20 protein-coding genes are annotated in these 26,436 nt (G+C 64.3%); 13 read left to right on the forward strand and 7 right to left on the reverse strand.

Annotated features, from left to right (window positions below; genetic code table 11):
* Positions 1-18 precede the first annotated feature (18 nt).
* Together SPHV1_RS12515 and SPHV1_RS12520 are read left to right on the forward strand one after the other, a co-directional pair.
* Positions 19-2,334, forward strand: a complete 2,316-nt coding sequence (locus SPHV1_RS12515; RefSeq protein WP_054946395.1) for a TonB-dependent receptor — start codon at positions 19-21, stop codon at positions 2,332-2,334.
* A gap of 69 nt (positions 2,335-2,403) precedes the next feature.
* On the forward strand, positions 2,404-5,619 hold the full coding sequence (locus SPHV1_RS12520; protein WP_054946370.1) for an autotransporter outer membrane beta-barrel domain-containing protein: 3,216 nt from the start codon (positions 2,404-2,406) through the stop codon (positions 5,617-5,619).
* Between the two features lie 74 nt (positions 5,620-5,693).
* Here the strand turns inward: SPHV1_RS12520 and SPHV1_RS12525 are convergent, their stop codons facing one another.
* The 3 genes from SPHV1_RS12525 to SPHV1_RS12535 all read right to left on the reverse strand — a co-directional run bounded on the left by SPHV1_RS12525 (position 5,694) and on the right by SPHV1_RS12535 (position 9,999).
* Entirely contained in the window at positions 5,694-7,043 is a 1,350-nt protein-coding gene (locus tag SPHV1_RS12525; protein WP_054946371.1) for a cytochrome c, read from the reverse strand.
* An 80-nt stretch (positions 7,044-7,123) separates the two neighbouring features.
* On the reverse strand, positions 7,124-9,403 hold the full coding sequence (locus SPHV1_RS12530; RefSeq protein ID WP_054946372.1) for a molybdopterin cofactor-binding domain-containing protein: 2,280 nt from the start codon (positions 9,401-9,403) through the stop codon (positions 7,124-7,126).
* The gene (locus tag SPHV1_RS12535) at positions 9,403-9,999 is read right to left on the reverse strand and encodes a (2Fe-2S)-binding protein (RefSeq protein ID WP_054946396.1); all 597 of its coding nucleotides are present in this window, start codon (positions 9,997-9,999) and stop codon (positions 9,403-9,405) included. The genes SPHV1_RS12530 and SPHV1_RS12535 overlap by 1 nt, the downstream gene beginning before the upstream one ends.
* 366 nt (positions 10,000-10,365) lie before the next feature.
* Between SPHV1_RS12535 and SPHV1_RS12540 the strand changes: the two genes are divergently transcribed.
* The 11 genes from SPHV1_RS12540 to SPHV1_RS12590 all read left to right on the forward strand — a co-directional run bounded on the left by SPHV1_RS12540 (position 10,366) and on the right by SPHV1_RS12590 (position 23,190).
* Positions 10,366-10,911, forward strand: a complete 546-nt coding sequence (locus tag SPHV1_RS12540; RefSeq protein WP_054946373.1) for a thermostable hemolysin — start codon at positions 10,366-10,368, stop codon at positions 10,909-10,911.
* The gene (locus tag SPHV1_RS12545) at positions 10,908-12,944 is read left to right on the forward strand and encodes an AMP-binding protein (RefSeq protein WP_054946374.1); all 2,037 of its coding nucleotides are present in this window, start codon (positions 10,908-10,910) and stop codon (positions 12,942-12,944) included. Before SPHV1_RS12540 ends, SPHV1_RS12545 begins: the two co-directional genes overlap by 4 nt.
* On the forward strand, positions 12,931-13,686 hold the full coding sequence (locus SPHV1_RS12550; RefSeq protein WP_054946375.1) for an SDR family NAD(P)-dependent oxidoreductase: 756 nt from the start codon (positions 12,931-12,933) through the stop codon (positions 13,684-13,686). The genes SPHV1_RS12545 and SPHV1_RS12550 overlap by 14 nt, the downstream gene beginning before the upstream one ends.
* 37 nt (positions 13,687-13,723) lie before the next feature.
* Positions 13,724-14,368, forward strand: a complete 645-nt coding sequence (locus SPHV1_RS12555; protein WP_054946376.1) for a tetratricopeptide repeat protein — start codon at positions 13,724-13,726, stop codon at positions 14,366-14,368.
* Positions 14,369-14,388: 20 nt separating this feature from the next.
* The gene (locus tag SPHV1_RS12560; RefSeq protein ID WP_054946377.1) at positions 14,389-15,006 is read left to right on the forward strand and encodes a class I SAM-dependent methyltransferase; all 618 of its coding nucleotides are present in this window, start codon (positions 14,389-14,391) and stop codon (positions 15,004-15,006) included.
* On the forward strand, positions 15,003-15,647 hold the full coding sequence (locus tag SPHV1_RS12565) for an RNA polymerase sigma factor (protein WP_054946378.1): 645 nt from the start codon (positions 15,003-15,005) through the stop codon (positions 15,645-15,647). Before SPHV1_RS12560 ends, SPHV1_RS12565 begins: the two co-directional genes overlap by 4 nt.
* Positions 15,644-16,618: a FecR domain-containing protein gene (locus SPHV1_RS12570; protein ID WP_054946379.1), complete on the forward strand. Its 975-nt coding sequence runs from the start codon at positions 15,644-15,646 to the stop codon at positions 16,616-16,618. The genes SPHV1_RS12565 and SPHV1_RS12570 overlap by 4 nt, the downstream gene beginning before the upstream one ends.
* Entirely contained in the window at positions 16,527-18,878 is a 2,352-nt protein-coding gene (locus tag SPHV1_RS12575; protein ID WP_231634662.1) for a TonB-dependent receptor, read from the forward strand. Before SPHV1_RS12570 ends, SPHV1_RS12575 begins: the two co-directional genes overlap by 92 nt.
* Positions 18,879-19,017: 139 nt before the next feature.
* Positions 19,018-21,234, forward strand: coding sequence for a catalase/peroxidase HPI (gene katG / locus SPHV1_RS12580; RefSeq protein ID WP_054946398.1), 2,217 nt, complete (start codon positions 19,018-19,020; stop codon positions 21,232-21,234).
* Positions 21,235-21,554: 320 nt separating this feature from the next.
* Positions 21,555-22,079 carry a hypothetical protein gene (locus SPHV1_RS12585; protein WP_079730998.1) on the forward strand — a complete coding sequence of 175 codons (525 nt, stop codon included), beginning with the start codon at positions 21,555-21,557 and terminating at the stop codon, positions 22,077-22,079.
* Between the two features lie 82 nt (positions 22,080-22,161).
* On the forward strand, positions 22,162-23,190 hold the full coding sequence (locus tag SPHV1_RS12590; RefSeq protein ID WP_054946381.1) for an oxidoreductase: 1,029 nt from the start codon (positions 22,162-22,164) through the stop codon (positions 23,188-23,190).
* A 30-nt stretch (positions 23,191-23,220) separates the two neighbouring features.
* Here the strand turns inward: SPHV1_RS12590 and SPHV1_RS12595 are convergent, their stop codons facing one another.
* From SPHV1_RS12595 to SPHV1_RS12610, 4 genes are all read right to left on the reverse strand, one after another.
* The gene (locus SPHV1_RS12595) at positions 23,221-24,159 is read right to left on the reverse strand and encodes a GGDEF domain-containing protein (RefSeq protein WP_054946382.1); all 939 of its coding nucleotides are present in this window, start codon (positions 24,157-24,159) and stop codon (positions 23,221-23,223) included.
* 135 nt (positions 24,160-24,294) lie between these two features.
* Positions 24,295-25,320, reverse strand: coding sequence for a site-specific integrase (locus tag SPHV1_RS12600; protein WP_054946383.1), 1,026 nt, complete (start codon positions 25,318-25,320; stop codon positions 24,295-24,297).
* Positions 25,304-25,537 carry a hypothetical protein gene (locus tag SPHV1_RS12605; RefSeq protein WP_054946384.1) on the reverse strand — a complete coding sequence of 78 codons (234 nt, stop codon included), beginning with the start codon at positions 25,535-25,537 and terminating at the stop codon, positions 25,304-25,306. The genes SPHV1_RS12600 and SPHV1_RS12605 overlap by 17 nt, the downstream gene beginning before the upstream one ends.
* Complete coding sequence (locus tag SPHV1_RS12610; protein WP_082430993.1) at positions 25,534-26,403, reverse strand: hypothetical protein; 870 nt, start codon at positions 26,401-26,403, stop codon at positions 25,534-25,536. Before SPHV1_RS12610 ends, SPHV1_RS12605 begins: the two co-directional genes overlap by 4 nt.
* Positions 26,404-26,436 lie beyond the last annotated feature (33 nt).

Raw genomic sequence — 26,436 nt, forward strand, 5'->3', positions numbered from 1 at the left:
TGGCTTCTGGTGGCCGCAATGGCCCTGCCCGCCCCGGCGCTGGCGCGTGAAGCCATGGTGTCGACGCGCGCCGGCAGCGTGGGCGATGCGGTCAGCGATCTTGCCAGGCAGACCGGGACCAGCATCGTGGTTTCCAATCCGGAGATTGCCCGCAGGCCCATTCCCTCCTTGCGCGGGCGGATGCAGGCCGACGAGGCGGTACGGCGGTTGGCCCGCGCTGCAGGCGCCCGTGCTGTCGAAGTCGCCCCTTCTGCATGGCGGCTCGAAGCGGTGCCGAAGCCGATCGCGAGATCCGCAATCCCGGCGCGGAAGACGCCCCCGGCCGCCGCGCCGGAGCGCGCTCTACCGCCCGAACCGATCGTGGTCATCGCCTCCAAGCGCGACTTGCGTATCGATCAGGTGCCGGGACAAGTTGCGATCCTCGACGGCGAGGCGCTTGAAGCCGGGGGTATCGGCGGTACGGAAAAGATCACGCAGCGCCTTGCGACCGTCACTTCCACGCACCTTGGCAGCGGGCGCAACAAACTGTTCATACGCGGCATCGCCGATTCCAGCTTCACCGGGCCGACTCAGGCGACGGTCGGCCAGTACCTCGGCGACCTGCGGCTCGCCTACAATGCGCCCGACCCCGACCTGCGCCTGTCCGACACGGCGCGCGTCGAAGTCCTCGAAGGCCCGCAGGGCACGCTTTACGGCGCAGGATCGCTGGGCGGTATCATCCGCATCGTCCCCAATGCCCCGGTCATGGGCGCGACCTTGCTCTCCGGTACCTTGGGCGGCTCTTTGACGCAGGGCGGGGCTATCGGCGGCGATGCCAGTGCGACGGTCAATCTGCCCCTTTCCGGCGGAAGCGCCGCCTTGCGCGCAACGCTCGATACCGTCCGGCAGGGCGGCTACATCGACAAGCCGGTCCTGGGCCGCAGCAACGTCAACCGCACCGACATACTCGGCGGCCGGATCAGCGCGCGCGTCGAGCTTTCGCCCGAATGGTCGGTCGATCTCATCGCGCTTGGCCAGACCACCGAGGCGCAGGACAGCCAGTATGCCGATCGCTACGGCGCTCCGATGAACAGCTCCGCCCGCGTCGCCGAAGGTTCCGACGCAGACTATGCGATGGGCCAGTTCGTCGTCTCCGGCCGCATAGGCGACCTGCGCCTGCGCTCCACCACCGGCCTCGTGCGCCAGCGCCTGATGGAGCGCTACGACGCCAGCCTGCCCGATGGTGCGCCGCAGCTGTTCGCGCAGCGCAACCGGACGCGCATGATCGCCAACGAAACGCGCGTCTGGATGCCTGAAAAGCACGGTTTCAGCTGGCTTCTGGGCACCAGCTTCACCCATAACACCACGGTCCTGAAGCGCCGCTTCGAAAGCGGGCTCCTGCGCAGTTCGACCACCGGCGTGCGCAACACCATCGATGAAGCGACGCTCTACGGCGAGGCAAGCCTGCGGCTCATGGAAAGCCTGGTGGCAACGGCGGGTGGGCGCTTCACCTACTCGCGCCTCGGCGGTTCGGGAGAGGACGTCTCGCGCGAACTGGCAATGGCGCTGGCGCAGGTCACGGCCAACCGCTCGCTCGAGACGTTCCTGCCCTCCCTTGCGCTCCATGCCGAAGTTGCGCCCGAAACGGCGCTGTACATGCGATACCAGGAGGGCTTCCGCCCGGGCGGCTTTGCCATCGAAAGCGAGTTCGTCCGCCGCTTCCGCAATGACCAGACGGAGACTTTCGAAATCGGCGCCCGCCACGGCCACGCAGGCAAAGGCCCCTTCGACTTTGCGCTCAGTCTCTCCTACACCCGCTGGCAGGACATACAGGCAGACTTCATCGATGGCTCAGGCCTGCCCAGCACGGCCAATATCGGCGACGGCCGCGTCTGGTCGGCCAGCGTATCGGGCGGCGTCGCGCTGACCCCGGGACTGCGTGTCGAAGGCGGCGTGACCTGGAACCGCAGCAAGGTCGACACTCCCCCGCTGTTCCTTGCCGCGCGAACGATGCAGGTGCCCAACATCGCCCATGTCGCCGGGCGTTTGGGCGTCACCTGGGAGCGCAATGTCGGGAACGGCCTGCGGCTCACCGGCAATGGCTGGGCAAGCTACGTCGGCCGCTCGCGCCTCGGGATCGGTCCGGAACTGGGCGCACCGCAGGGCGATTATCTCGACAGCGGCGCGAACCTGCGGCTGGGGACGGACAGGCTCGGGGTAACGGTTGGGCTGACCAACATCGCCAATTCGCGCGGCAATCGCTTTTCGCTGGGAACGCCCTTCAGCATCGGGCGTGAACAGGTCACGCCGCTACGACCGCGAACCCTGCGTGTAGGCGTCGATACGCGCTTCTAGAAAGTTTTCTTCAAGGCTGGCCGCGGAGGTCTCCGTCTCAAAGGTCGTAACCGACCTGAAGGGATTGAGATGTCGCGCTACCTGCTTGCCTCTACTGCACTGCTTGCTCTTGCCGCGGCGGCCCAGACCACGGCCGCCCATGCCGAGGATGTTACCACCAAGAAGACCTCGCCGCGGCGCACCTCGACGATCAAGAACGGCGCCGCCGATGCGATCAACATCACCAAGGACGGCTCGGTCGTCCTGACCGCCGGCACCGCCGTGACGATGGACAGCAACCACAAGGTGACCAATGCCGGCGCGATCAGCGTCAGCAATGCGAACGGCGCGGTCGGCATTGCCGCATCGGCCGGAACGAGTGGCGACATTGTCAATTCCGGCACGATCACCATCGACGAACCATATGAACCGACCGATGGGGACAAGGACGGCGACCTCGACGGCCCCTTCGCACTCGGCTCCAACCGCTACGGCATCCGCACCACGGGCGCCCATACCGGCAAGATCGTCAACAGCGGCAAGATCGTGGTCGAAGGCAACGATTCGGCTGGCATCGCGCTGGGTGGGCCGCTGACCGGGGATTTCGTGCACGATGGGCAAACGACGGTGCTGGGCGACCGCGCTATCGGCATCGAAGCGGGCGACATCGGCGGCAATGTGCGGTTGGCCGGCTCCGTATCGGTCCAGGGCAAGGATTCTGTCGGCGCGCACTTCGGTGGCGACGTCGATGGCGCGATGGTCGTCCAGGGTACCGTCGCGTCGACGGGCTACCGTTATACCACCGTGCCTTCGAACACGTCCAAGCTCGACGCGGACGACCTGCTCCAGGGTGGGTCAGCGCTGGTCATCGAGGGCAATGTCTCGGGCGGCATCGTCCTTGCCGTGGCGCCCAAGGATACCGACCCGAACAATGCCGACGAGGACGGCGACGGGATCGAGGATGCCAAGGAAGGCTCCGCCAAGGTCGTCTCCTACGGCAAGGCACCGGCCATGGTCATCGGCGCCGCCGACCATGACATTGCCATCGGACCGGTTTCGGGCACGGCCAGCCGGTACGGCCTGCAGATCGACGGCACTGTCGAAGGCCGCGGCCTCTATTCCGGCATCGATGCCACCGGCCTTGCCATCGGCGGGCGCGGCGGTGCGGTCACGATCGCCAACGGGATCGGCATTGCCGGCAGCGTCGCGGCGGTTTCCAATGGCGCAAACGCCACGGCCGTGAGCATCGGAGCAGGTACTTCGACTCCGGAACTGCGCGTCTCCGGCAGTGTAACGGCAAGCGGCGGCAATGCCACCGGCGCGCAGACGACCGCCATCCACATTGCCCAAGGCGCCAACCTTGCCACCATCCGTAACAGCGGCGCGATCAAGGCAACCGCGGCTGGCGAGAACGGTTCGGCCAGCGCCATCGTCGACAGGAGCGGCACGGTCGCACTGATCGAGAACAGCGGCAGCATCGTTGCCAGCGGCGCCAAGGCCGATTCCGGCCGTAACATCGCCATCGACCTGTCCGCTGCAACCGGCGGCGTGACGGTGAAGCAGACGCAGGTTGCATCGGGCTATGACGCCCCCTCGATCGTGGGTGACGTCAGGCTGGGGAGCGGCGACGATCGCCTTGAACTGGCGGACGGTTCGCTGACCGGAAACGTTTCGTTCGGCACCGGCAGCAACACCCTGGCGCTTTCCGGCGATGCCGCGCAGACGGGGAAAGTCGCCTTCGGTGGCGGCAGTGACACGATGAGCCTGGCCGGAAGCTCCTCGTTCGCCGGCACCGTCGATTTCGGCGGAGGCGCCGACATCCTCACGCTAGCCGGCACCTCCCGCTTCTCCGGCAGCCTCGCGAATGCGGCAAACCTTGCAGTCAGCGTCCAGGGCGGCATGCTCGATGTGCGCACGCCCTCGCAGATCGCCTCGCTCGATGTCGGCAAGGACGGCGTGCTGGCCGTCACGCTCAACAAGGAAGCCGGCTTGGGAAGCGCCTATACCGTTGCCGGCACGGCCTCGTTCGAAAAAGGCGCAAAGCTCTCCATCCGTCTTGCCGACGTGTCGACCGCCGAAGGCAGCTATCAGGTGCTCACTGCCGGGGCGATCGAGGGCCTCGACGGACTTGCAACCGCCACTGACCTTGTCCCCTTCATGTTCAAGGCTTCGCTCGACGAGGATGCGGCTGCGAACACCATCGTCGTCAACGTCGCCCGGCGCTCCAAGCAGGAGCTTGGCCTGAACCGTTCGCAGGCATCGGCATACGACGCCGTCTTCGCGGCGCTTGGGCAGGATCAGAAAGTCGGCGATGTCTTCCTTGGCATTACCGATGGCGACCTGTTCCGACAGACGGTCGGCATGATGCTGCCCGACCATGCAGGCGGTTCCTTCGAAGGCATCAGCCTGGGCGCACGGACCATTGGCCGGCAGTTGATGGACCCGCAGGGCCCGCTGGTTGCCAGCGGCCCGATCAGCATCAGCGTCAACCTGGCTTTCTGGGGAAGCGACAAGAACACCGCAGCCAGTGCGGCCTACGATCTCAACGGTTATGCCTGGTCGCTCACCGGCGAGTACGAAACCGGCATCGGCCGCTTCGGTGCGACTGCCGCCTACCTGTGGAACCGTCACACCAATGGCGCGGCAAGCGAGGTCAAGTCCGGTTCCTATGAACTGGCGGCGCACTGGCGCGGCAACTGGGGCGCGATCAGCAGCTTCACCCGCGCATCATACGGCCATGCCGACTTCGACAGCACCCGCAACTTCGTCGGCGTGGCCGGACAGGAGGACGTCAAGCGCAAGATCGAGGGCAACTGGAACGGCAACTTCGTCACGTTTTCGGCAGGCGCGTCCGCTGAAGGCGGCAGCCGTTACCTCTACTTTCGTCCGGCGGTCACTGTCGACTACGTCCGCCTCAAGGAAAGCGGCTACACCGAGACCGGTGGAGGCAAGGCACTCGACCTGACGGTCAATTCGCGCAAGAGCGACGAGCTTGGCCTTAACGGCGGCGTCACGCTCGGTGCCGACCTCATGGGCATGGGCGCGCGCGACGAGAACTGGTTCCGCATCGAGACCGAAGGCGGCTGGCGCGAGATCCTGAGCGGTGGCCTTGGCACGACGACGGCCCACTTCAAGGACGGCACCCCGTTCTCCCTCGATGGAGAGAAGGCCACCGGAGGCTGGTTCGCCCGCCTGCGCGCCTTCGGCGGATCGGCCGGTTTCGTTCTGGGCGGCGAACTGTCAGCCGAAGATCGTCACGACCATGTCAACCTGGCCCTGCGCGGCAGCATGAAGGTGGCCTGGTAAGCTGCCTGATCCATCGATCCTGAAAAACGAAGGGGGCGCATCGACGCCCCCTTCTCATTTCCGGCTCCAGACCCTCAGCGCATCTGCAGGATGATGACCTGGCTGCTGGCGGGATCGGTTCGCTTGCGCAAGTCGGCGACATCGCCCGGCGATACCGAACCACCGCGATTGCCCCAGGCCGTGCGCACGAAGCTGAGGGCATCGGCGATCTCGCCGTCCGACAGCTGGTTGCGGTAGGGCGGCATGCGGTAGGCATCGGGAACGCCCTGGGCCACCACACGCTGCGATCCGTTGAGCGTGATGTTGATCGCCGAAGGCGCACCCTCGCTCGTCATGGCCGATGCCGAGCCTGCCAGCGGCGGTATCCACTGGCCCTGTCCGCGTCCATCGGCGCCATGGCAGAAGCTGCACTTGGCCATGTAGGTCTGGGCGCCTGGGTGGTCCATGCGATTGGCAAGCGCCAGTGCCTGATTGGACGAGGCGTCATACTGCCAGGGTTCACCCTCCTTGCGAGGATTGCCGGGTAAGGACTTGAGATAATGAGCCATGGCGCGAATGTCTTCGTCGCGCATGAACTGCAGCGAATTGTTGAATGCCTCAGTCATCGAACCATAGACGACAGCGTGGCGATTGCGACCGGTCTTGAGGAACTGCCAGATCTCATCCTCGCTCCAGCGGCCCAGGCCGATGTTGCTGTCTCCCCGCAGGCTGGGAGCATACCAGCCATCGAGCACCGCTCCGGCGAGGAACAGGTCGCTATCCTCGTCCAGCGCCTTTTCGTTCATGGCAAGTCCGCGCGGCGTATGACAGGCGCCGCAATGACCCGCGGCCTGCACCAGATAGGCGCCCCGGTTCCACTGCGCATCGCGGTCAGCCTTGGTCTCGTAGGTTCCTCCGTCAGTGAAGACGGCCTTCCACAGCGCGAGCGGCCAACGCATGTTGAGCGGCCAGGGGATTTCGCTTTCGTGGTTTTCCTGCCTGGTTGCCGGCACCGCAGTCATGAAAAAGGCATAGAGGGCCTTCACGTCATCGTCGCTCAACTTGGCATAGGAAGGATAGGGCATGGCCGGATAGAGCCACTGCCCGCCCGGCGCGATGCCCTGACGGATAGCCCGATCGAAATCGGCCAGGGAATAGGCGCCAATACCGGTTTCCCTGTCGGGCGTAATGTTCGTGGCGAAGATCGAGCCCATCGGCGTCGCCATCTCCAGCCCGCCGGTAAAGGCAGGCTTGCCCGGCAGGCCATGACAGGCGACACAGTCCGCCGCCCGCGCCACATATTCGCCGCGTTTGACCAGATCGGCACTCGGCTTGCCCCCTGCCGCTCCATCGAAAGGCGATGCGGGCGTGCGATTGACGAACCATGCGATAGCCAGACCGACGATCACCACGAGGGCCAGCAGGATCGAGAGAATCTTCTTCAAGGTTTCGTTCCGTTCACTGGGGGGCCTGTCCGCAACCGGTGCGGGTCGCGGACAGGAGAACAGGAGCTTTCGGGTTTGCGTCAGGTGTCGAACTTGATCCGCGAAAGCGGCATGCTGCGCACCCGCTTTCCGGTCAACGCCGAGACCGCATTGGCCACTGCCGGCGGCACGGCCGGCAAGGGCGGCTCACCGATGCCGCCCATTTCCGCGCCGCTCTCGACGATCTTGACGTGAACGCGCGGCATGCGATCGGGCGGCAGGATCGGATAGAGATCGTAGTTACGCGCGACCGGTTGGCCGTCCTTGTAGACCGCTTCCTCCAGCAAAACCTGCGAAAGCCCCAGCGCGATGGCGGAGTTCACCTGCGCCTCGACGATCGCCGGATTGACGATGCTGCCCGGATCGATCGCTTCCCACAGTTCATGGACGACGACCTGCCCATCCTTGATCGATACTTCGGCAATGGCCGCAGTGTGCGATCCGAAGGGTGAGGCCATCGCCACGCCGCGCGCGCGCCGGGTGCCGTCCGCCGCACTGAACGGACCGCGCTTCCAGCCTCCCGCCAGATCGCCGACGGCTTTCAGCAACGTGGTCAGGCGCTTGTTGTCCCTGAGCAGGCGCAAGCGCATCTCGAACGGATCGATACCGCCCTTGTCGGCCAGTTCGTCAAGAAAGGTCTCGTAGAAGAAATCGTTCATCGAGTTGCCGACCGACCGCCAGTAGGCAAGCGTGACCGGGTTCTTGACGTAGGCCTGTGCAATGCGGGAATTGGGAATGGCATAGGACTTGCCGGTCAGACCCTCGACGGCCATCCCATCCACGCCCTCGGCACGCTTGTTGGCAATGCCTTCACCCGGCCCCTCGCAGGCGCTGATCGCCTCGATCGCGATGGGCATGCCGTTGCTGTCGAGGCCGCCGCGGAAACGCACCGCCGCCATGGGCCGCAGGGGATCGCGCAGGAATTCCTCCTCGCGGCTCCAGATCACCTTGACCGGCTTGCCCACAGCCTTGGCCAGCTTGATCGCCTGAGGATAGCAGCAGCCCGGTCCGTAGAGGAAGTGTCTGCCGAAGAAGCCGCCCAGCATCTGCGAGTGGATCTTGACCTTGGCCGGCGCCATCCCGGCGATCTTGGCAGCATCGGCCTGGAACATCTCGGGCGCCTGGTTGGGCACCCACAAGTCCAGCGTGCCATCGGCGTTGAACCGAGCAAGGCTGGAAGGCGGCTCGAGCTGTGCATGGTGGAGGTACTGGCTGTAGTAAGTGGCTTCCACCTTGGTTGCCGCGTCGCTGAAGCCCTTGGCAAAATCGCCCCGGGATTCCGCCTCGTTGCCCGCGTCGGCATTGGCGCCCAGTTGCTGCGAGAAAGCCTCGCTGTCGAAGTCGTCCGGCATGTAGCGGATGCCGGACTTGTCGCCGGGTTCAGCCCAGTCGACCTGCAGGGCCTCGACCGCCTGGCGCGCATGCCACCAGCGCTTGGCGACGACTGCGACGGCGCCGTCGAGACGATGGATCGATTCCACGCCGCGCATCGCCTTGACCTGGCCCTCATTGCGGATCGAACCGACTTCCAGACCGAGACGCGGAGCATGCTGGATGGCGGCATGGACCATGTCCTCGACCACCACGTCGATAGTGAACTGCGCCTTGCCGGTCGCCTTTTCGTGCATGTCGATGCGCGCCACCGGCTTGCCGATCCAGCGGAACGTCTTGGGATCGCGCAGCTTGAGGCCGTCCTGCGGCGGAACCGGCATGTCGAGCGCGCCGGAAGCCACTTCGCCGTAAGTCAGCGAACGGCCGGAAGCTTCATGGAGCACACGGCCCGGCTGCGTCGTGAGCGAACTGAAGGGTACGCCTAACTTGCCCGAGGCCGCCTGCATCAGCATCAGCCGCGCCGATGCGCCGATCTTGCGCATCGTCATGTAGCTGGTGCGCACCGACATGCTGCCACCGGTAAGCCGTCCCGCTCCCGGCACGATCAGGTATTCGCTGCCTGCCGGCGCGCTCTCCACAGTGAAGGCCGACGGATCCAGGTCGAGTTCTTCGGCGACGATTTGGGCCATGGCCGTGAACACGCCCTGCCCACCCTCGATGAACGGGCTCTGCAGGCGCACGGTGTTGTCGGGTCGGATTTCGAGGAAGGCAGGCACCTTCGGATGGGCCGCGGCGTCAGGGATCCCGGACTTGCCTTCTTGCGCCCGCGCCTTGCCCATCGGGATACCGAAACCCAGAACCAGGGCCCCTGCACTGACTCCGGCCGAGGTCAGCAGGAACCGCCGGCGCGAGATGTTGGAAGGCTCGCCAACGAAAAATTGCTGCAGGCCATCGTTCCCGCCGCGGGGTGCATCAACGATCATGTCCATCACGCGTCCCCTTCGCTGCCGGTATCTTCATTTCGCCCCTTGGATCGAACCGCGGCCGTTCCGGCTACGGCCGCCGCTGCCACGGCGACGCCACCTGCAACCATTCCCGCGGACCCGAGGTGAAGACCTTGGCCGTTGTCCGCAGTCTCCGAAGTACCAGCCAGGTCCTTCATCGCTGCCTTGATCGCATTGTAGGTACCGCAGCGGCACAGGTTGATCATGGCCGCGCGGATTTCATCGTCCGTGGGCGTCGCAGTTTCCTTGAGGAGCGAAGTCGCCGCCATGACCTGTCCGGACTGGCAATAACCGCATTGGGGCACCTGGTGGCGCACCCAGGCATCGACCACCCGCTTGCCGAGATCGGTTTCCTCGATTGCCTCGATCGTGGTGATGGCGCTCGACGCCACGGCATCGAGAGGGGTCACGCACGAACGGGTGACGACCCCGTCGACGAGGACCGAACAGGCCCCGCACTGCGCAAGACCGCAACCATATTTCGTGCCGGTCATGCCAAGGTCGTCACGCAATACCCACAAGAGCGGGGTGTCGCCTTCGGCCTCGACGTCCATTTCCTTGCCGTTGATCTGAAGTTTCATGCCGCCCTCGTGTGTCAAATTGCCCATCTGCCCTACGCGGCGCGAGGCACTGCGCCGAACGTGCAAGGCACTGTCCTGTGATGCAAACATGGTGGACGAATGCCCACTTGTCACCTGTTGAAGAGGCAAGGGCCGGTTCACCCTCACGTACCCGCAGTTTGAATGAACTACCGTAGTCGCAGATGCGCAGTTCAGCGGGATGGAACTTATGCAAGTGGCGCTTCAAAGAAGTCATGCCGGTTGCGTCACGGCGTGCGCTTCGATCATTTCATCGTGCGCCACGGGAATCTTGTCGCACGACGAGAGCCCTGACTGCGGAAGCCCGAGAGGCGTGCCGTCATTTCCTCGAACACCGAGGAGACAAGGATGTCAGAGACATCGTCGATCGATCTGGTCCGCAGGCGCTACCTGGAAGCGCATGGGGCAAGCGTGCAGGCCGGATATGCAGCGATCCTGCATGTCTCGCACCAGAACACGGCTCACGCCGCGCTTGGCTATCGCCGGGCCGGCGAAGAGACGCTGTACCTCGAGCGCTATCTCGACCGTCCGGTGGAGCAATGCCTGACCGATGCGCTCGGTTTGCCCATCGAAAGGTCCGCCGTAATCGAGATCGGCAATCTGGCGGCCGACGATGCCTTTGCCATGGTCACCCTCTGGGGCATGGCGGCAAACGACCTCGGTGCAGATTGCGAAGTCGCCGTGGCAACCCTGACCGCCCCGCTGCGCCACATGTTCGAGCGATTGGGCGTGACGCTGCATGTCCTTGCCAAGGCCGATCCTGAATGCGCCGACGATCCGGCGGCCTGGGGCAATTACTACGCCAATGACCCGATGGTCTGCGCTGGCCTTATAACGCAGGGCCAGCGCGCGATTTCGACCTTCCTTGCCCGTCGCCGGAGAATTGCCGCGTGACCGGATTGCTGGAAACAATCCGCGCCCATGCCGAGGTCAATCCGCACGGCATCGCACTGGAACCGATCGTGTCGGATCGCGTGACGTGGAGGGACCTGGCCGAGCGCGTCACGCAGGTCGCCGCGGATCTTTGCGAGGGTGCGCAGACAGGTAAGCCACATGTCCTGCGCCTCGATCATGGCGTCGAAGCGTCCGTTCTCGAACTGGCGCTCCTCGAAGCGGGAATTCCGGTGCTGTCGCTTCCTTCCTTTTTCACGGACGAACAGGTCCGTCATGCCGTTTCCGCCTGCGGTGCGGGGGACGATTGTCCCGCCACACCGCACCCCGCGCCGTCATTACTGCCCCGTCTGACGGCGCGGGTTACTTTCACCTCCGGATCGACCGGTACGCCAAAGGGCGTGTGCCTGTCGGCCCGGCACATGCTCGCTGTCGCCGCATCGGTCGTCGAAGCTTTGGGCACCGGTCATGCCGGTCGGCACTGTGCCCTGCTGCCTCCCGGCATCCTGCTGGAGACGGTCGCCGGTTTCTTCGCCACCATGTTGGCCGGAGGCACCTATGTCTGCCCGCCGCAACGCGAAGCAGGGCTCGGTGATCCCTTCCGTCCCGATTTCGGGACGATGGTCTCGCGCCTTGCGGAGTGGCGGATCACTTCGCTGATCCTCGTCCCGGAATACCTTGCAGGCCTGGTCGCGCTTCTCGAACGCACCGGCCAATGCCTTCCGGACCTCACGCTGGTTGCGGTCGGCGGCGCACGGGTTCCGGTCGAACTGCTAAAGCGGGCTCGCGCCCTCGGCTTGCCTGTCCGGCAGGGTTACGGCCTGACCGAATGCGGTTCGGTCGTATCGCTGGAAGGGGCAGAGGAGGACGTGGACGGTTCGGTCGGACGGCCGCTCGGCCATGTCCGTGCGACAATCGCCCCCGATGGCGAAATCCTGCTCGACGGTGAAATGTACCTTGGCACCGTTGGCGAGCCTCGCGCGCCGGGACCTCTGGCCACCGGCGACATCGGCCGCATCGACGATCATGGCCGTCTCTGGGTAGATGGGCGCAAGACGGCCATGATCGTTACCAGCTATGGCCGCAACATCTCGCCGGAATGGGTCGAGGCTGCGCTTCTGGCACAGCCCGAAATCGCCCAGGCCCTTGTTCATGGCGACGGCGCCCCGGCACCAGACGCGCTGCTGGTCCCGGCATCGGCCGACGCGGATCTCTTCAAGGCCATTGCTGCGGCAAACCGGACTTTGCCCGCTTACGCCCGCGTGAACGCCTGGCGCGAAGTGGCACCGTTCACGCCAGCCAACGGCATGCTTACCGGCAACGGACGCCTGCGCCGCAAGGCCATCGCGCGGACATGGCTTGATGGCGAGCCGGCGTTCTTCGATGAGCTGGAAGCGGCCACCTGGCGCCATCGCCTGCGCTTCCTGACGATCCCGCAGGTTCGGGCCGGACTTGCCGGAACCATATCGCAGCGTACCTACCTCGATTACCTCACCCAGGCCTATCATCATGTGCGCCACACAGTGCCGCTGATGCAGGCGGCGCGGGCGCGGTTGCTGGAGCGGCCAGAACTCGTTTCCGCGCTCGACGAATATATCGAAGAAGAGACCGGCCACGAGGAATGGATCCTGGCAGACATCGCCGCGGCCGGCGGGGATGCCGACAGGGCGCGCACCTGCAGGCCCAATCCGGCGACGCAGGCCATGGTCGACCATGCCTCTGCCCGGATCGGCAATGGCAATGCCGCCTGCTTCTTCGGCATGGTCTATGTGCTGGAAAGCGTCAGTGTTGCTCTTGCCCAGCGCGGGGCGAGCGCGGTTGCCGCCAACCTTGGACTGCCACCGGAAGCCTTCACTTACCTCACGTCGCACGGCGCGCTGGACCAGGATCACATGGCCTTCTTCGCCGCGCTGGTAAACGGGCTTGACGCGCAGGAGGACCGCGAAGCCATCACCGGGATGGCACGCGAAATGTTCGCCCTGTTCGGCGCCATGTTCGCATCGATTGCCATGGAGGATCAGCATGTCGCCGCTTGAAGGCAAACGCATTGCGGTCACCGGCGCTGCAGGGGGCATCGGCACCCCCGTGGCCACGCTTCTTCGCGAGGCCGGAGCCTATGTCACTGGGATCGACCGCATCGAAAGCGCGGCTTGCGACGCCAGCATCGTCACCGACCTTTCGGACGAAACCGCCCTTGCCCGGCTGGCCGAGCGGCTTGCCGGCGATTGTCCCGATATCCTCGTCAACATCGCCGGGGTCATGCGCTTCGGCCTGCACCAGAGCCAACCGATCGAGGCGCTTTCGCTGTGCTATCGCATCAACCTGCTGGTCCCGGCCGTGCTCGCCCGCGCAGTGGCCGCGCCGATGCAGGCGCGAAGGAGCGGGCAGATCGTCAATATCGGCTCGGTCCTCGGCGCGATCCCCTATCCCTGGTTCGCCGCCTATTCGAGCAGCAAGGCGGGTCTGGCAGCCCTCAGCCAGGGCTTGCGGCGCGAACTGATGGGCAGCGGCGTTACCGTCACACACATCAACCCGCGGGCCGCGCGCACCGCCTTCAACAACGGCGAGGTCAATCGTTTCCTCGAAGTTACGGGGATGAAGGCCGATGCGCCCGACTGGGTGGCCCGGCGCATCGTCTCGGCCATCGTCGAGAAGCGTGAGACCGTCTCGATCGGCGCGCTGGAGCGCATCTACGCCGCTCTCAATGCCATTTCCCCCCGGCTGATCGACAACGGTCTTGCCGGACAGATCCGCAAGGCCCGGGCCGAGTTCTGCTGAGCGGTCCGCCAATAAACAAAAAGAGGAGTTCAATTCGATGATCAAACGCAGTGTGATGACATTGCTGGCCGCCCCGCTGCTGGCCTGTGCCCTGCCCTCCGCCGCTTTCGCAGACATGGCGAGCGACGTTAAGGCGGTAAACGACGGCTGGGCTCACATTGCCTACGAAGTGAAGGGTTCCAGCACGCAGACCAAGGCGCTGGACCAATTGGCCAAGCAGGCCGCGACCATCGTAGCGCGCTATCCGGGCAAGGCCGAGCCGCTGCTGTGGCAGGGCATCATCACCAGCGAACAGGCCAACCGCGCCAACATTTTCCACAAGATGAGCCTGGCGACGCGGGCCCGCGACCTGATCGCCAAGGCTTATTCGCTCGATCCGCGGGCGGCCGACGGCGGCGCGGCATTGAGCCTCGGCGTACTTTACTACAAGGTCCCGGGCTCGCCTCTGGGCTGGGGAGACGACGAGAAGGCGCAGAAGCTGCTCAAGCAGGCGCTGGCGGTCGATCCGAACGGCCTCGATTCCAACTATTTCTACGGCGATTACCTGCTGGATCAGGGCGACAGGGCTGGTGCAAAGACCTTTCTGCAAAAGGCCCTTCTGGCACCGCACGATCCTGCCCGCCCGGTCTGGGACGCGGGCCGCCGGCGCGAAGTCAGGGCCCTGCTGGCCAAGGCGGGCTGAGTGACCGGAAGCGCGTACCCATGATGCTGGCTCACCGGCTTGCCCGCCAGCTTGCCCACCCAAAAGGCCTGCCCGGCCGCCTGCTGGGCAATGCCATGGATGTCGTCAACCGCAAGCCCACCCGGCTTGCGGTCGATCTCCTGGCGCCTTGTCCGGGCGAAGCGGTGATCGATGCAGGGTGCGGTACGGGCGCGGCGATGGCCGAACTGCTCGCCCGCGCCGATTGTCGGATCACCGGGGCCGACGCTTCCGCGACCATGCTGGACGCCGCTCGGCAGCGCCTCGGCCCGCGCGCTTCCTACCTCGAGGCAAAACTGGAGGACATCGCACTGCCGGACGCGGCCTTCGATGCGGTGCTTGCACTCAACGTGCTGTATTTCGAAAGCAAAGACCACGCCATGCTGCGCCGGATGCGTGGTCTCCTGAAGACCGGGGGGCGACTGGTGGCTTACGTCACCGACCGTCAAAGCATGGAAAACTGGTCCTTTGCCCGCGAGGGATTTCATCGTTTGTTCGATAAGGAGACGCTTTGGGCAGCGCTTGCAGATGCAGGGTTTGCACAAGCGCGGATCGAAGTGCATGAAGTGGCGATCACCCGATCGGTCACCGGTTTGCTCGCAAGGGCCTGGCGATCATGAAGTTCTTGGCGGAGATCGACATGGAGCCGATGCCGCAGCAACCGCGTGCCTCAGGGCTCGCCCGCGTACTCGAAGACGAACGCGGTCCCTTGCTGCAATTTCTCGTTGCCCGTTGCGGTTCGGCGGACGACGCGCAGGATCTCTTGCAGGACCTCTGGATCAAGGTCAGCGCGCAGCCCGCGGGGCCCGTTGCCAATCCACGCGCCTACCTGTTCCGGATGGCCAACAACCTCGTTCTCGATCGATTGCGCGGACGCCAACGCGCCATGCGGCGCGAGCGCAACTGGCTTGAGGCGGAAAGCGGCGGTGTCGTCATGCCGCCCGAGGACAGGACGGACCCGGGCGAACCGGCCGACGACGCGCTGGTCCGCAAGCAGGAAGCGCAGATCCTGCGCGAAGCCATCGACGCCCTCCCCGAAGGTGCCGGCCGGGCCTTGCGGCTCTACCGCTTCGAGGGAATGGGGCAGGGAGAAATCGCCGAAGTTATGGGAATTAGCCGCAGCGGGGTGGAAAAGCACCTTGCGCTCGCCATGAAACGCCTGCGTACCGCGCTTGCCGACTGCGGATGTTTCGATACGGCGACGTCTACTGATCGAGGGGCTGACAGCGGGGACCGACCGCATATGGAACAGGGCCAATGAAGCGCGAAGATGATCCGATCCTGGCCGAAGCCGTTGGCTGGCACCTCGCCAGCAACGACGATGCCATGGACTGGGATGCGTTCACCCTTTGGCTGGACGCGGACCCCAGGCACCGCGAGGTTTTCGACGAGATCGCCCTGACGGACGTCATGCTCGGCGAGCATCGTGAGGAACTGGCGGAACCCAAGACGTCTGCGCCCGAAACCCCGATGGAAGCCGCTTATGCCGAGGCCGCGAACGACCGCGTCGTTCGACCCGTCTTCGGAAAGCGACTGCGCTGGGCAGGTTTTGCCATTGCGGCAACCCTGACCGCAGTTCTTGCGGTTCCCCAGTTCATGAGCCCCGCTCCGGAATTGTACGAGACAGCCGCCTCCTCGCAGCGCATCGCACTTGAAGACGGCTCGACGATCCTGCTTGCGCCACGCAGCCACCTTACCATCGAAGGCCGCGACCGCGATCGCATGGCCCTTTCCGGCGGTGCCCTGTTCGACATCCGGCACGACCCCTCGCGCCGGCTCACGATCACCGCTGGTGATCTTGCGATCAGTGACATCGGCACGCGTTTTGACGTTCAGGAGCAGAAGGACACGGTGCGCGTTGCCGTGGTCGAAGGCAAAGTCCAGGTCAGTTCGCAGGCGCTCGACTCTCCGGTGAAGCTGGCCGCAGGCAGCGGACTCGATTTCGATGGCGCCAAGGGCACCGCGACGATTGCAACGATCAAGCCCGGGAATGTCGGTTCATGGCAGGAGGGCAGACTTTCCTACGAAAATGCGCGACTTGTGCTGGTCGCCGCCGATCTGCATCGCTATGCCGGTGTCTCGGTGGAAGTGCCGGCGTCCTTGCGCGACCGGCGGTTTTCGGGGACCCTGATTGTCGACGATGGGGATGCGGCGCTTCGCGATCTGGTGCAGCTCATGGGCTTGCGCCTCGGCGGCCACGCTGGCGCCTGGCGCCTGGAGCCCGCCCGCTGAAGCACGCGAAGCCGCGCGCCACGGGATCGACATAAGCGCCAGCGACCTGCCTACCGCGATTGCCGAACTGGCCCGGGAGACCCGGGTGTCGATCGGCACGCAAGGGACACTTCCCAAGATTCGCACCCGCCGTCTGCGCGGGGACTATTCGGTCAGCGAAGCACTGGCGCAGCTTCTGGCCGGAAGCGGTTTCGTGGCGCGCCAGGTCAGCGAAACCGCCTGGCGGATCGATCGTGCCCCGACGGCCCCGACTCCGGATCCTTTGCCTCCGCCCGCCCCCTCACCGCCTCCAGAACCGATCGTCGTCACGACGACCAAGCAGCCGCTCGAACTGCTTTCGCTCCCCGCGGCCGTCTCGGTCGTCGGGCTGCAAGACGATCTGCACGGCAATCCCGCGCGATCGAGCGCCATGGTCGCCTCGCAGATCGAGGGGCTTTCGCTGACCTCGCTGGGACCGGGCCGCAATCGCATGTTCCTGCGCGGCGTCGCCGACAGCGCCTTCAGCGGAGAAAGCCAGTCGACCGTAGCCGTCGTATTCGACGAGGCACGCCTGACTTATGCCGCGCCGGATCCGGATATCCGCCTTGTCGACATGGACCGGGTCGAAGTTCTCAAGGGACCGCAGGGCTCGCTTTACGGGACGGGCGCACTCGGCGGCATTTACCGCATGGTGTCCCGCGCCCCCGAACTCGACCGGACCAGTCTCGATGTCAGCGCGGGAACCTCGCTGGTCATGCACGGCGACACTGGCTATTCGGGCTCCGCCGTCGCCAACCTGCCTCTGGTCAACGAGATGGCGGCCCTGCGCCTCGTCGGCTATGCGGCCAAGGAACCGGGCTGGATCGATACCGGTAGCCGCAACGATGCCAACTGGACGCGCGTTTCCGGCGCACGCGCCGGACTCGCCTTCGTCCCTACCGCCGACTGGCGCCTCGACCTGACCGGCTTCGGCCAGTGGCTTCGCTCCAGCGATACCCGCTACGTCTACACCTCGGGCAGCTATACCCGCGATGCGCAGTCGCCGGAGCCGCACGACAACGACCTCATACACTTCGCCGGACGGCTGAACGGAACGCTCGGTACGATCGACATGACAGTTGCCAGCGCAATGACCTGGCACGATGTCGACAACACGCTCGATGCCACGGTAGGCGCGGAGGATTTCGGCCTCGATGACCCGCAAAGCCTTCACGACAAGCGTCACTTCCGGATCTGGGATTCCGAGTTGCGGCTGCGCGGTCATCTCGGCGGTGTGACGTGGCTTGCGGGCATCTCACGCCTCGTGGCGCGCCAGAAGCTGGCGACCTCGCTGGAAAACATCGCGGGCGCTATGGCGACACTCGACGATGATCGCAGGACCAGTCACGACAATGCCGCCTATTTCGACGCGACGATCCCCGTAACCGGCACTGTGTCTATCGATGCCGGTGCGCGCCTTTTCCGCTCGTCCATCCGCGAGACGCGCATGTTGCCGACCGGTCCCGTCTCGCGTGAGCGAGACAAGTCTGGGATAACCCCCAGTCTCGCGCTGTCCTGGCAGCCCAACTCTTCCAGCCTGCTCTACGTGCGATATGGCTCGGCCTTCAGGCAGGGCGGTTCGGACATTACCTCCAGCGGCAGCATCGACGCCTTGGGCAGCGATGAACTGGCGTCTGTCGAACTGGGCTGGCGCCAGCGGCTGTCCGGCGGGGGCAAGCTCGATCTGGGCGCATGGTTCTCCCACTGGCACGACCTGCAATCCGACGTGCTGGAGGATAACGGCCTGGTTGAGACCACCAATGCCGGAAACGCCCGCATTTTCGGCATCGAAGGCAGCCTCGAGCTGCCGCTGGCCGAGGGCTGGCAGGTCGAAGCCGGAGGCAATTTCACCGATGCGCGCCTCTACCGCAACAACCTGGGCTATAAGCTGGAAGACAGGCACCTGCCGGTCGTTCCTGAATATACCGTGCGCGCCGGTTTGCGGCACGACTTCACTCTCGGGCTACTCAATGCGCGGGCCAGGTTGAACTTGCGCTATGTCGGCCCGGCCCGCATGAGCTTCGATCCTGATCTCGATCGCAAGATGGGTGACCTGATCGAAAGCGAATTCGAAGTGCAGATCACCGATGGCATCTGGCAGGTGAGCCTGAGCGTGCAGAACCTGTTTGCCGACAAGGGTGACGTCTTCGCGTTCGGCAATGCCCTGCGCTACCGCACGATGCCCCAATTCACGCCGCAACAGCCGACAACGCTCTCCGTCAACGGGTCCATCCACTTCTAGACTGGTGATGTCTGGAACGGCGCTGGCACGCTTGTTCGTGACCGGGGCTCCGCTTCGATCGGAGCGTCTTGCAATCGTAACGGTGCCATGGTCTGATCTCAGCTGGAGCGGGGCACAAGAACTGGACCAGGAGAGCAAGATGGACGCCAAGACAGGTGAGACGGTAAGCGGGGGATGCCCCGTGAAGCATGGAGATCTTCGCTCGCTGGTCGGCCGGACGAACCGGGACTGGTGGCCCAACCAGCTATCGCTCGACATCCTTCACCAGAGCGGCAAGTCACCCAGTCCGCTCGGTCCCGATTTCGACTATGCCAAAGCCTTCAAGGCTCTCGATTACGATGCGGTGAAGAGGGATCTTCATGCCCTCATGACCGACAGCCAGCCTTGGTGGCCGGCGGATTATGGACACTACGGCCCCTTCTTCATTCGCATGGCCTGGCACAGCGCGGGCACCTATCGCACCGGTGACGGGCGCGGCGGTGCGAATTCGGGCCAGCAGCGCTTCGCCCCGCTCAATTCCTGGCCGGACAACGCCAATCTCGACAAGGCGCGTCGCCTGCTCTGGCCGATCAAGCAGAAGTACGGCGCCAGCCTCAGCTGGGCGGACCTGATGATCCTGGCCGGCAATGTTGCCATTGAATCGATGGGCGGGCCGGTCTTCGGTTTCGGCGGCGGCCGCGCCGATGTGTTCGAACCGGAAAAGGACGTTTACTGGGGGACCGAGGAAGAATGGCTGGGCCAGACCCGCATCGATCCCGACAGGAAGCTCGACCTCGAAGATCCCCTCGCCGCGATCCAGATGGGCCTGATCTACGTCAATCCGGAAGGCCCCGGCGGCAATCCCGATCCAATCCAGTCGGGCCGTGACATTCGCGAGACGTTCGCCCGCATGGGTATGAACGATGAGGAGACCGTCGCACTCACCGCCGGCGGGCACACTTTCGGCAAGTGCCACGGGGCGGGCGATGCCGCGCTGGTCGGCGCGGAACCGGAAGGCGCGGACATTGCCCAACAGGGCCTTGGCTGGACCAGCACGCATGCCAGCGGAATGGGCGACGATACGATCACCAGCGGACTGGAAGGCGCCTGGACGCCCCGCCCCACGACATGGGACATGGGCTACTTCCACATGCTGCTCGATTACGAGTACGAACTGGTCAAGAGCCCGGCCGGCGCCCACCAGTGGCAACCGATCGACCAGAAACCGGAAGACATGGCACCCGGCGCGCACAGCCCGGACAAGCGGCTGCCGACGATGATGACCACTGCCGATATGGCGATGAAGATGGATCCTGAATATCGCAAGATTTCCGAGCACTTCCGCGACAATCCTGAGAAATTCGGTGAAGCTTTCGCGCGCGCGTGGTTCAAGCTGTGCCACCGCGACATGGGGCCCAAGGCACGCTACCTTGGGCCGGAAGTCCCTGCCGAAGACCTGATCTGGCAGGACCCGATCCCGGCGCTCGACCACGCGCTCGTGGACGATGCCGACATTGCCGCGCTCAAGGACGACATCCTCGGCTCCGGACTCTCCATCGCCCAACTGGTGTCGACCGCGTGGGCTTCGGCCTCGACCTGGCGCGGTTCTGACCATCGCGGCGGCGCCAACGGCGCGCGTATCCGCCTCGCGCCGCAAAAGGACTGGGCGGTCAACGAGCCCGACCAGCTCGCCAATGTGCTCGGCAAGCTCGAAGCCATCAAGGCCGATTTCGATGGCTCCGCTTCGGGCGGCAAGAAGGTCAGTCTGGCCGACCTGATCGTACTGGGCGGTTGCGTCGCGATCGAGAAGGCCGCGTCTGCAGCGGGCACGACGGTCAAGGTTCCCTTTGTGCCCGGCCGCACTGATGCCAGCCAGGAAGAGACGGACGTTGAGGGCTTCGCAGTCCTCGAACCGCGCGCCGACGGCTTTCGCAATTACCTCGAAACCCGCTTCTCGGTCCCGACCGAGGAACTGCTGATCGACCGCGCCCAGCTTCTCGGCCTCAGCGCTCCGGAAATGACGGCGCTGGTTGGCGGCCTGCGTGTTCTGGGCGCCAATCATGGCGGCAGGCCGCATGGAGTGTTGACCGACAAGCCCGGCACTCTGACCAATGACTTCTTCGTCAACCTGCTCGACATGGGAACGGCCTGGAAACAGACAGACGACGGGGGAGACGAGACTTTCGTCGGCACCTGTCGCAAGACCGGCACTGAAAAGTGGAAGGCGACCCGGACCGATCTCGTCTTCGGATCGAATTCGCAGCTTCGTGCCTTGTCCGAAGTCTATGCCTCGTCCGATGGCGCCGCGAAGTTCACAGATGCCTTCGTCGCCGCCTGGACCAAGGTCATGAACGCCGATCGTTACGACCTTGCCTGACGTTTGAGGCACAGGAGGAGGTCCGCCCTCTTGTGGCCCTGACAAGAGAAACCCCGAAAGCCGGCACCCGTCAGTGGGTCGCCGGCTTTTTCGATGACGGCCCGTCCCTAGCCGCTCCTTCGCGCATCTGTTCCTGCAGGCCAAGCCATCTTTGCGCCAAATGCCACCCGCGACACTTTACCGGCGGGTAAAGTGTCATTGACGACAAAATGTTGTCCTCGTGAGAAAGGGGATTCTCATGATTCCGTGTTTGTGCTCTATTTCTTCCCGTTATGTTTGTTGCGCCGCCCCCATCCGCACCGCGTGCCTCGGTCAGTGACATGGCAGCCCTGCTGGACCAGGTTGCCCATGCCAGTTCACGGCCGCGCTATGCTTTCATGGTCCTGTCGCTCATTGCCGAAATCGCCCGCCCGGACGGTAGCGCCGGGCCATTCGTCTCCTTCAACGGCCGATCGATCCTGCTTCGCGACTGGCTCTGCGATGCCCTGACTCCAATGGGAACGCGCGATCCCAAGCGTCAGGCCCTGACCGAAAAAATCCGGGGCGAACTGGCGCGGTCCGACAAGCTGCCAAGGGAACCCGAAGCTGCCCTTGCGATGATCGACGAAGAAGTGCGCGAACGCGTGCGCAGTTCGGGCAAGACCAACCTCAGCCGGGCGGTGTCCGAGTTGGTGAAGGAGGGACTGATCCGCCGCCATTACCAGGGCTTCCGGGTCGACCACCACAACCGCGGGGCACAGCGTCACGTCGTCTATACCCTGACCGGGCGGGCGCGCTGCCTGATGAACCGGCGCGAATCCCGATCCTTGCGCGACAGCCGGCAAGGCCAACTTGCGCTTAACTGATCCGCTTCCCTTTCAATAAGGGCTCTGCGCGTTTAGTGACTTCGTCGACCCACAGGGAACGCGCAAGAGAAGGATATAGACCGTGCATTGCATCCGAGCGGCTCTCATCGGCTACGGTCTGGCGGGCAAGGTCTTTCACGCCCCATTGCTTCAGGTCACGGACGGGGTGGAACTGGCGGCAGTGGTATCGAGCGATCCGGCCAAAGTGCATGGCGACTGGCCTGACATGCGGGTTGAAGCAGAGTTCGAAGCCGTTCTTGCCGATCCCACGATAGAACTTGTCGTGCTGGCTACCCCCGACCACTTGCATGCACAACAGGCGCTATCTGCGCTTGAAGCAGGCAAGCACGTGGTGATCGACAAGCCCTTCGCTGTCACCATCGCGGACGCGCGCAAGGTTACCGAAACCGCCGAGCGCTGCGACCGGCACGTTTTCGTCTTCCACAATCGCCGGTGGGATGCCGACTTTCTGACCCTGCAATCGCTCGTCGGTGCAGGCGAACTGGGCGAGATCGTCCATTTCGAAAGCCACTTCGACCGCATGCGCCCTGAAGCGGGGCAGCGCTGGAAGGACAAGCGATCGGGTGGCGTCTGGCAGGATCTCGGGCCGCACCTGATCGACCAGGCCCTGCACCTCTTGGGCAAGCCCGAGGCGGTCTGGGCGGACATCGCAGTCCAGAAGCCCGATGGACATGCCCCGGACTTTGCCCATGTCGTACTGCGCTATGCAAAGGCGCGCGCGATCCTGCACATCTCGCAACTCGTGCCCGATCATCGCCTGCGCTTTGCCGTGCATGGCACCAAGGCAAGCTACGTCAAGCACGGCCTCGACGTGCAGGAAGAGCAGAGCAAGAGCGGTATCGCACCGCATGAGAGTGTTTGGGGTATCGATCCCGAAGAAGGTCTGCTGACAAACGCCGACGGATACGCCCGCCCGGTTCCGAACCACCGCGGCCGCTATCAGGCGTTCTATGAAAACGTGCGCGATTGCCTGCTGAACAAGGCAAGCCCTGCCGTTCCCGCCCGGCACGCAATCGCCGTCATGGAAATTCTCGAAGCAGCGCAGGAGAGTGCCCGAGAAAGGCGGGAGATTGCCTTGTCTGGCGGTTGAGCTGATTTCAGTCCGTCTGTCCGCCTCGCCTCACGCGCAGACCAACGCCAACGACGGGTTACGCTTGGCTGCGTAGAGCGCCTTGTCGGCGGACACGAACAGGGCCTGCGGATCGAACGGGTGCTCTGTCGGAACATGGGCAAAGCCAACAGACACACCTAGCGGAAGCAGGTCGCCGCCCCATGGCACTGGCAAAAGCAAGTTACCGATCACGGCGTGAACTTCGGCTTCGATGATCGAACGCATACCCGCCGGAGGCAGCAGGACGGCGAATTCGTCACCGCCGATGCGCGAGATCAGGTGCGCCTGAGGAAAGGCCCGGCGAAGGCGCTCGGCGAAGGCTGCTAGGCAGGCATCGCCTGCCGCGTGGCCCCACCAGTCGTTGATCTTCTTGAAGCCGTCGAGGTCGAACAGCAGCAACGCACCAACGCGTTCGGACATTGCCGAAGTATCGGGCTGCTCGAGAAAGCGCTGGAAGCGCGCGCGATTGGCAACGCCGGTCAGCGGATCACACTCGGCCTGCAGGCGCAGGCGTTCCCAGCGCGCATGATCCTCGGTGATATCCTGTTTCATGCCATAGAGCGCTTCGGCCCGCCCGTTGCGGGCTCGCGTGGCGGCCGTAATCCTGATCCAGCGTGCCATGCCATCGGGTCGGACGATGCGGGCATCGAGCGTGAAGTCGGAGCAAGCCTCGACGGCCTTCGAACGTTTGTGCTCCAGCAGTTCGCGCGATTCCTCGTCGTACATGCCGAGTACCATGCGGCGGTCGAGGATATCTTTCGGGGAAAGTCCGAAGAGATCGAAGACCCCACCGGTCCAAGCAAGTTCGTCGCTGGGCAAGTCGCATGACCATGCCCCCATCGGGACAAGCGCCGCCGCCTGTTCGAAGAGCTTCAGCGTGTCTGGACGGTCATCGTTGATGGCCTTTGCACTGTCCTTGATGGCTGCATTGGCGTGGAAGTGAATCATCAACCCCGGTCTTGCATGCGATACACCGACGGTCCCGTGACCGGGCCTGGGCCGATCGTAAGCCCAAGAAGTAAATGCTGTGTTTACTTCGCCGTGTTCTAATGCGTTGTTTCACTGCCATTTCCTGAAAAGTTTTTACGAGGGTTTTCCTGTTCCCGCACTGTTCTCCAGCTTGAGAATGGCCGCCCTGCCGAGCCGCCTGCGGTTCACGCGGTTGGCGTATTTCTCGACGACCTGGAATGTCTGGCCGGTGATGGCGGACACTTCGGCAACGGTGCAGCCTGCCTCCAGAAGCGCGATCACGGCATTCTTGCGAAGGCCGTGCGGTATGCACTCCTTGCCAAGATCCTTGGTGAAGGCCTTGATCTGATCGCGGATCGCCGTGCCCGTGAGCGGCTTTCCGATCTCGTCACACAGAATCGTCATGCCGCGCTTGGGGGTGCGCGCCAGCTCGGCGGCGAGGGCACTGTGCAGCGGCGGGCAGACGTCCTTGTTGGTCTTCTTCTGCAGGACGAAGATCTCGCCGTCCTGAATGTCCGACCAGCGCATCTTGATCACGTCGCTGATACGCTGCCCGGTGTAGTAGAGAAGGCTGATCGCGAGCCGCAGTTGGTCGTCCTTCGCGGACAGGCCGGCGCGCAGGATGGGCTCCGGCCACGGTTCATGCTCGCCCGTCTTGAGCTTCGCCATGTCCTTGGTGGGTTCCAGCTTCGTCTTGCCTGACTTGCGGGCGTGCTTGTAGAGGATGCTGATCATCGACAGGAACGAGTTGTAGGCCCCTACCCCGTTGATCTTCTCGTCCAGCACGAATTGCACATCGTCGGGCTGGAGATCGTTGACGGGAAAGTCCCCGAGGAAGGCGACGACCTTCTTGTTGACCTTCCGGTATAGCGTCTTGCTACCCTCAGCCAGGTTGATGCGCTTCTCCATTGCCGTCTCGTAATCAGCGACAAGCTGGGCCACTGTGTAGGCCGAGCCGCCGCGGCGTTTGCGCGCCCGGCACATCCCGGCGTAGCTCTCATAGAAGCCGGTGTCGCTCGGGTGCGGCAGGCGCGCATAGATCGTCCGGCCGTCCTTCTTCGCACCCGTGTTGAAGTAGGCGTAAACTTTCCCCTTCGACTTCACGTATTTGACGTGTTCGAGCTTAGGCAGCCTGAGCATTGTCGCCTCTCAATCTGCGGCGATATTCCGGCACGACGTCACCCGTCAGCCGTTCGAATGCCGCATCGAGGGCACTTTTACGCCAATGCTCACGCCCGCCGAACATGATTCCGGCAGGCAGACGACCGGCGATGATCTCGCGCTCGAACGCGGCCTCGGTCATATCACAGTATTCTGCGGCCGTTTTGCGCTTCATCATGGCGGGCCAGCGGGTCATGCTGCCTTCTCCTGCGCGATGGCTTCAAGCGTCCGCGCTGCCTGCTGGGCGGAACGCAGCGCATTCGACAGCGCACTCTCGACCTTCTCGACACGCGCGTCAGCCCGGCATTCGGCCTGCAATTCGGCGATGCGACGGCGGATGGCATAGACGCTCGCGGGCTCTTCAAGTCCGAGCCACTCCATAAGGTCGCGCTTGGCCTGCTCGTACTCGCCAGCGTCGCGCTTGGCTTGGTCGATGAGGGACTGCCTCCTCGCCGATGTCTCGATATCGATGCGACGCCACATCTCCGCCCGCTGTTCCGCGTAATTGGTCGCTTCGGTCTGCGCGGCAGTGAGGTCGCGAGCAGCCTTCGCCACGGCGGATCCGAACTTCTTCCGAACGGCTTCGTGCTCGGTCCACAACTTGATCTCACGCGGCTGCGGTATTGTCCGCTGCACAGAGCGAGACACGCCATCGATCAGCAGCTTCATGCAGGCATCCATCGGGAGCGTGACCGGCTGGCGCGTTGCCTTCCGAACGTTCCGCCACACCTTGTCCTTCCGCACGATCAGGCCGCAGCCGGTCGGGATATCGGCTGGTGTGCAGAGGCCTTCGGGGACGGCAAAGATGACGGCACCCGCGAATTGCAGGTACTTCTGCCACTTGCCCGACGTGGTATCGGAACGCAGGTCAGACCGGCTGATCTTGCACTCGTAGGCGGTCGGAAGCGGCCGGCTGTAGGACCGTTCGAGAGTGTAGACGTCCGGCCGCGCCGATCCGCTCGGCCCGAGTTGCATGTCGGTCCAGACCATGCGCTTGTCCGAAAGCAAATGCTGCGCAAGATCGGCGGCGAGGTCGTCGTGCTTCCATCCGTGGTCGCTCATGCTGCCTTCTCCTCGCTTGACCTGCGCGGCTTG

This window comes from Novosphingobium sp. KN65.2 (assembly GCF_001368935.1).
Taxonomy (GTDB): Bacteria; Pseudomonadota; Alphaproteobacteria; order Sphingomonadales; family Sphingomonadaceae; genus Novosphingobium; species Novosphingobium mathurense.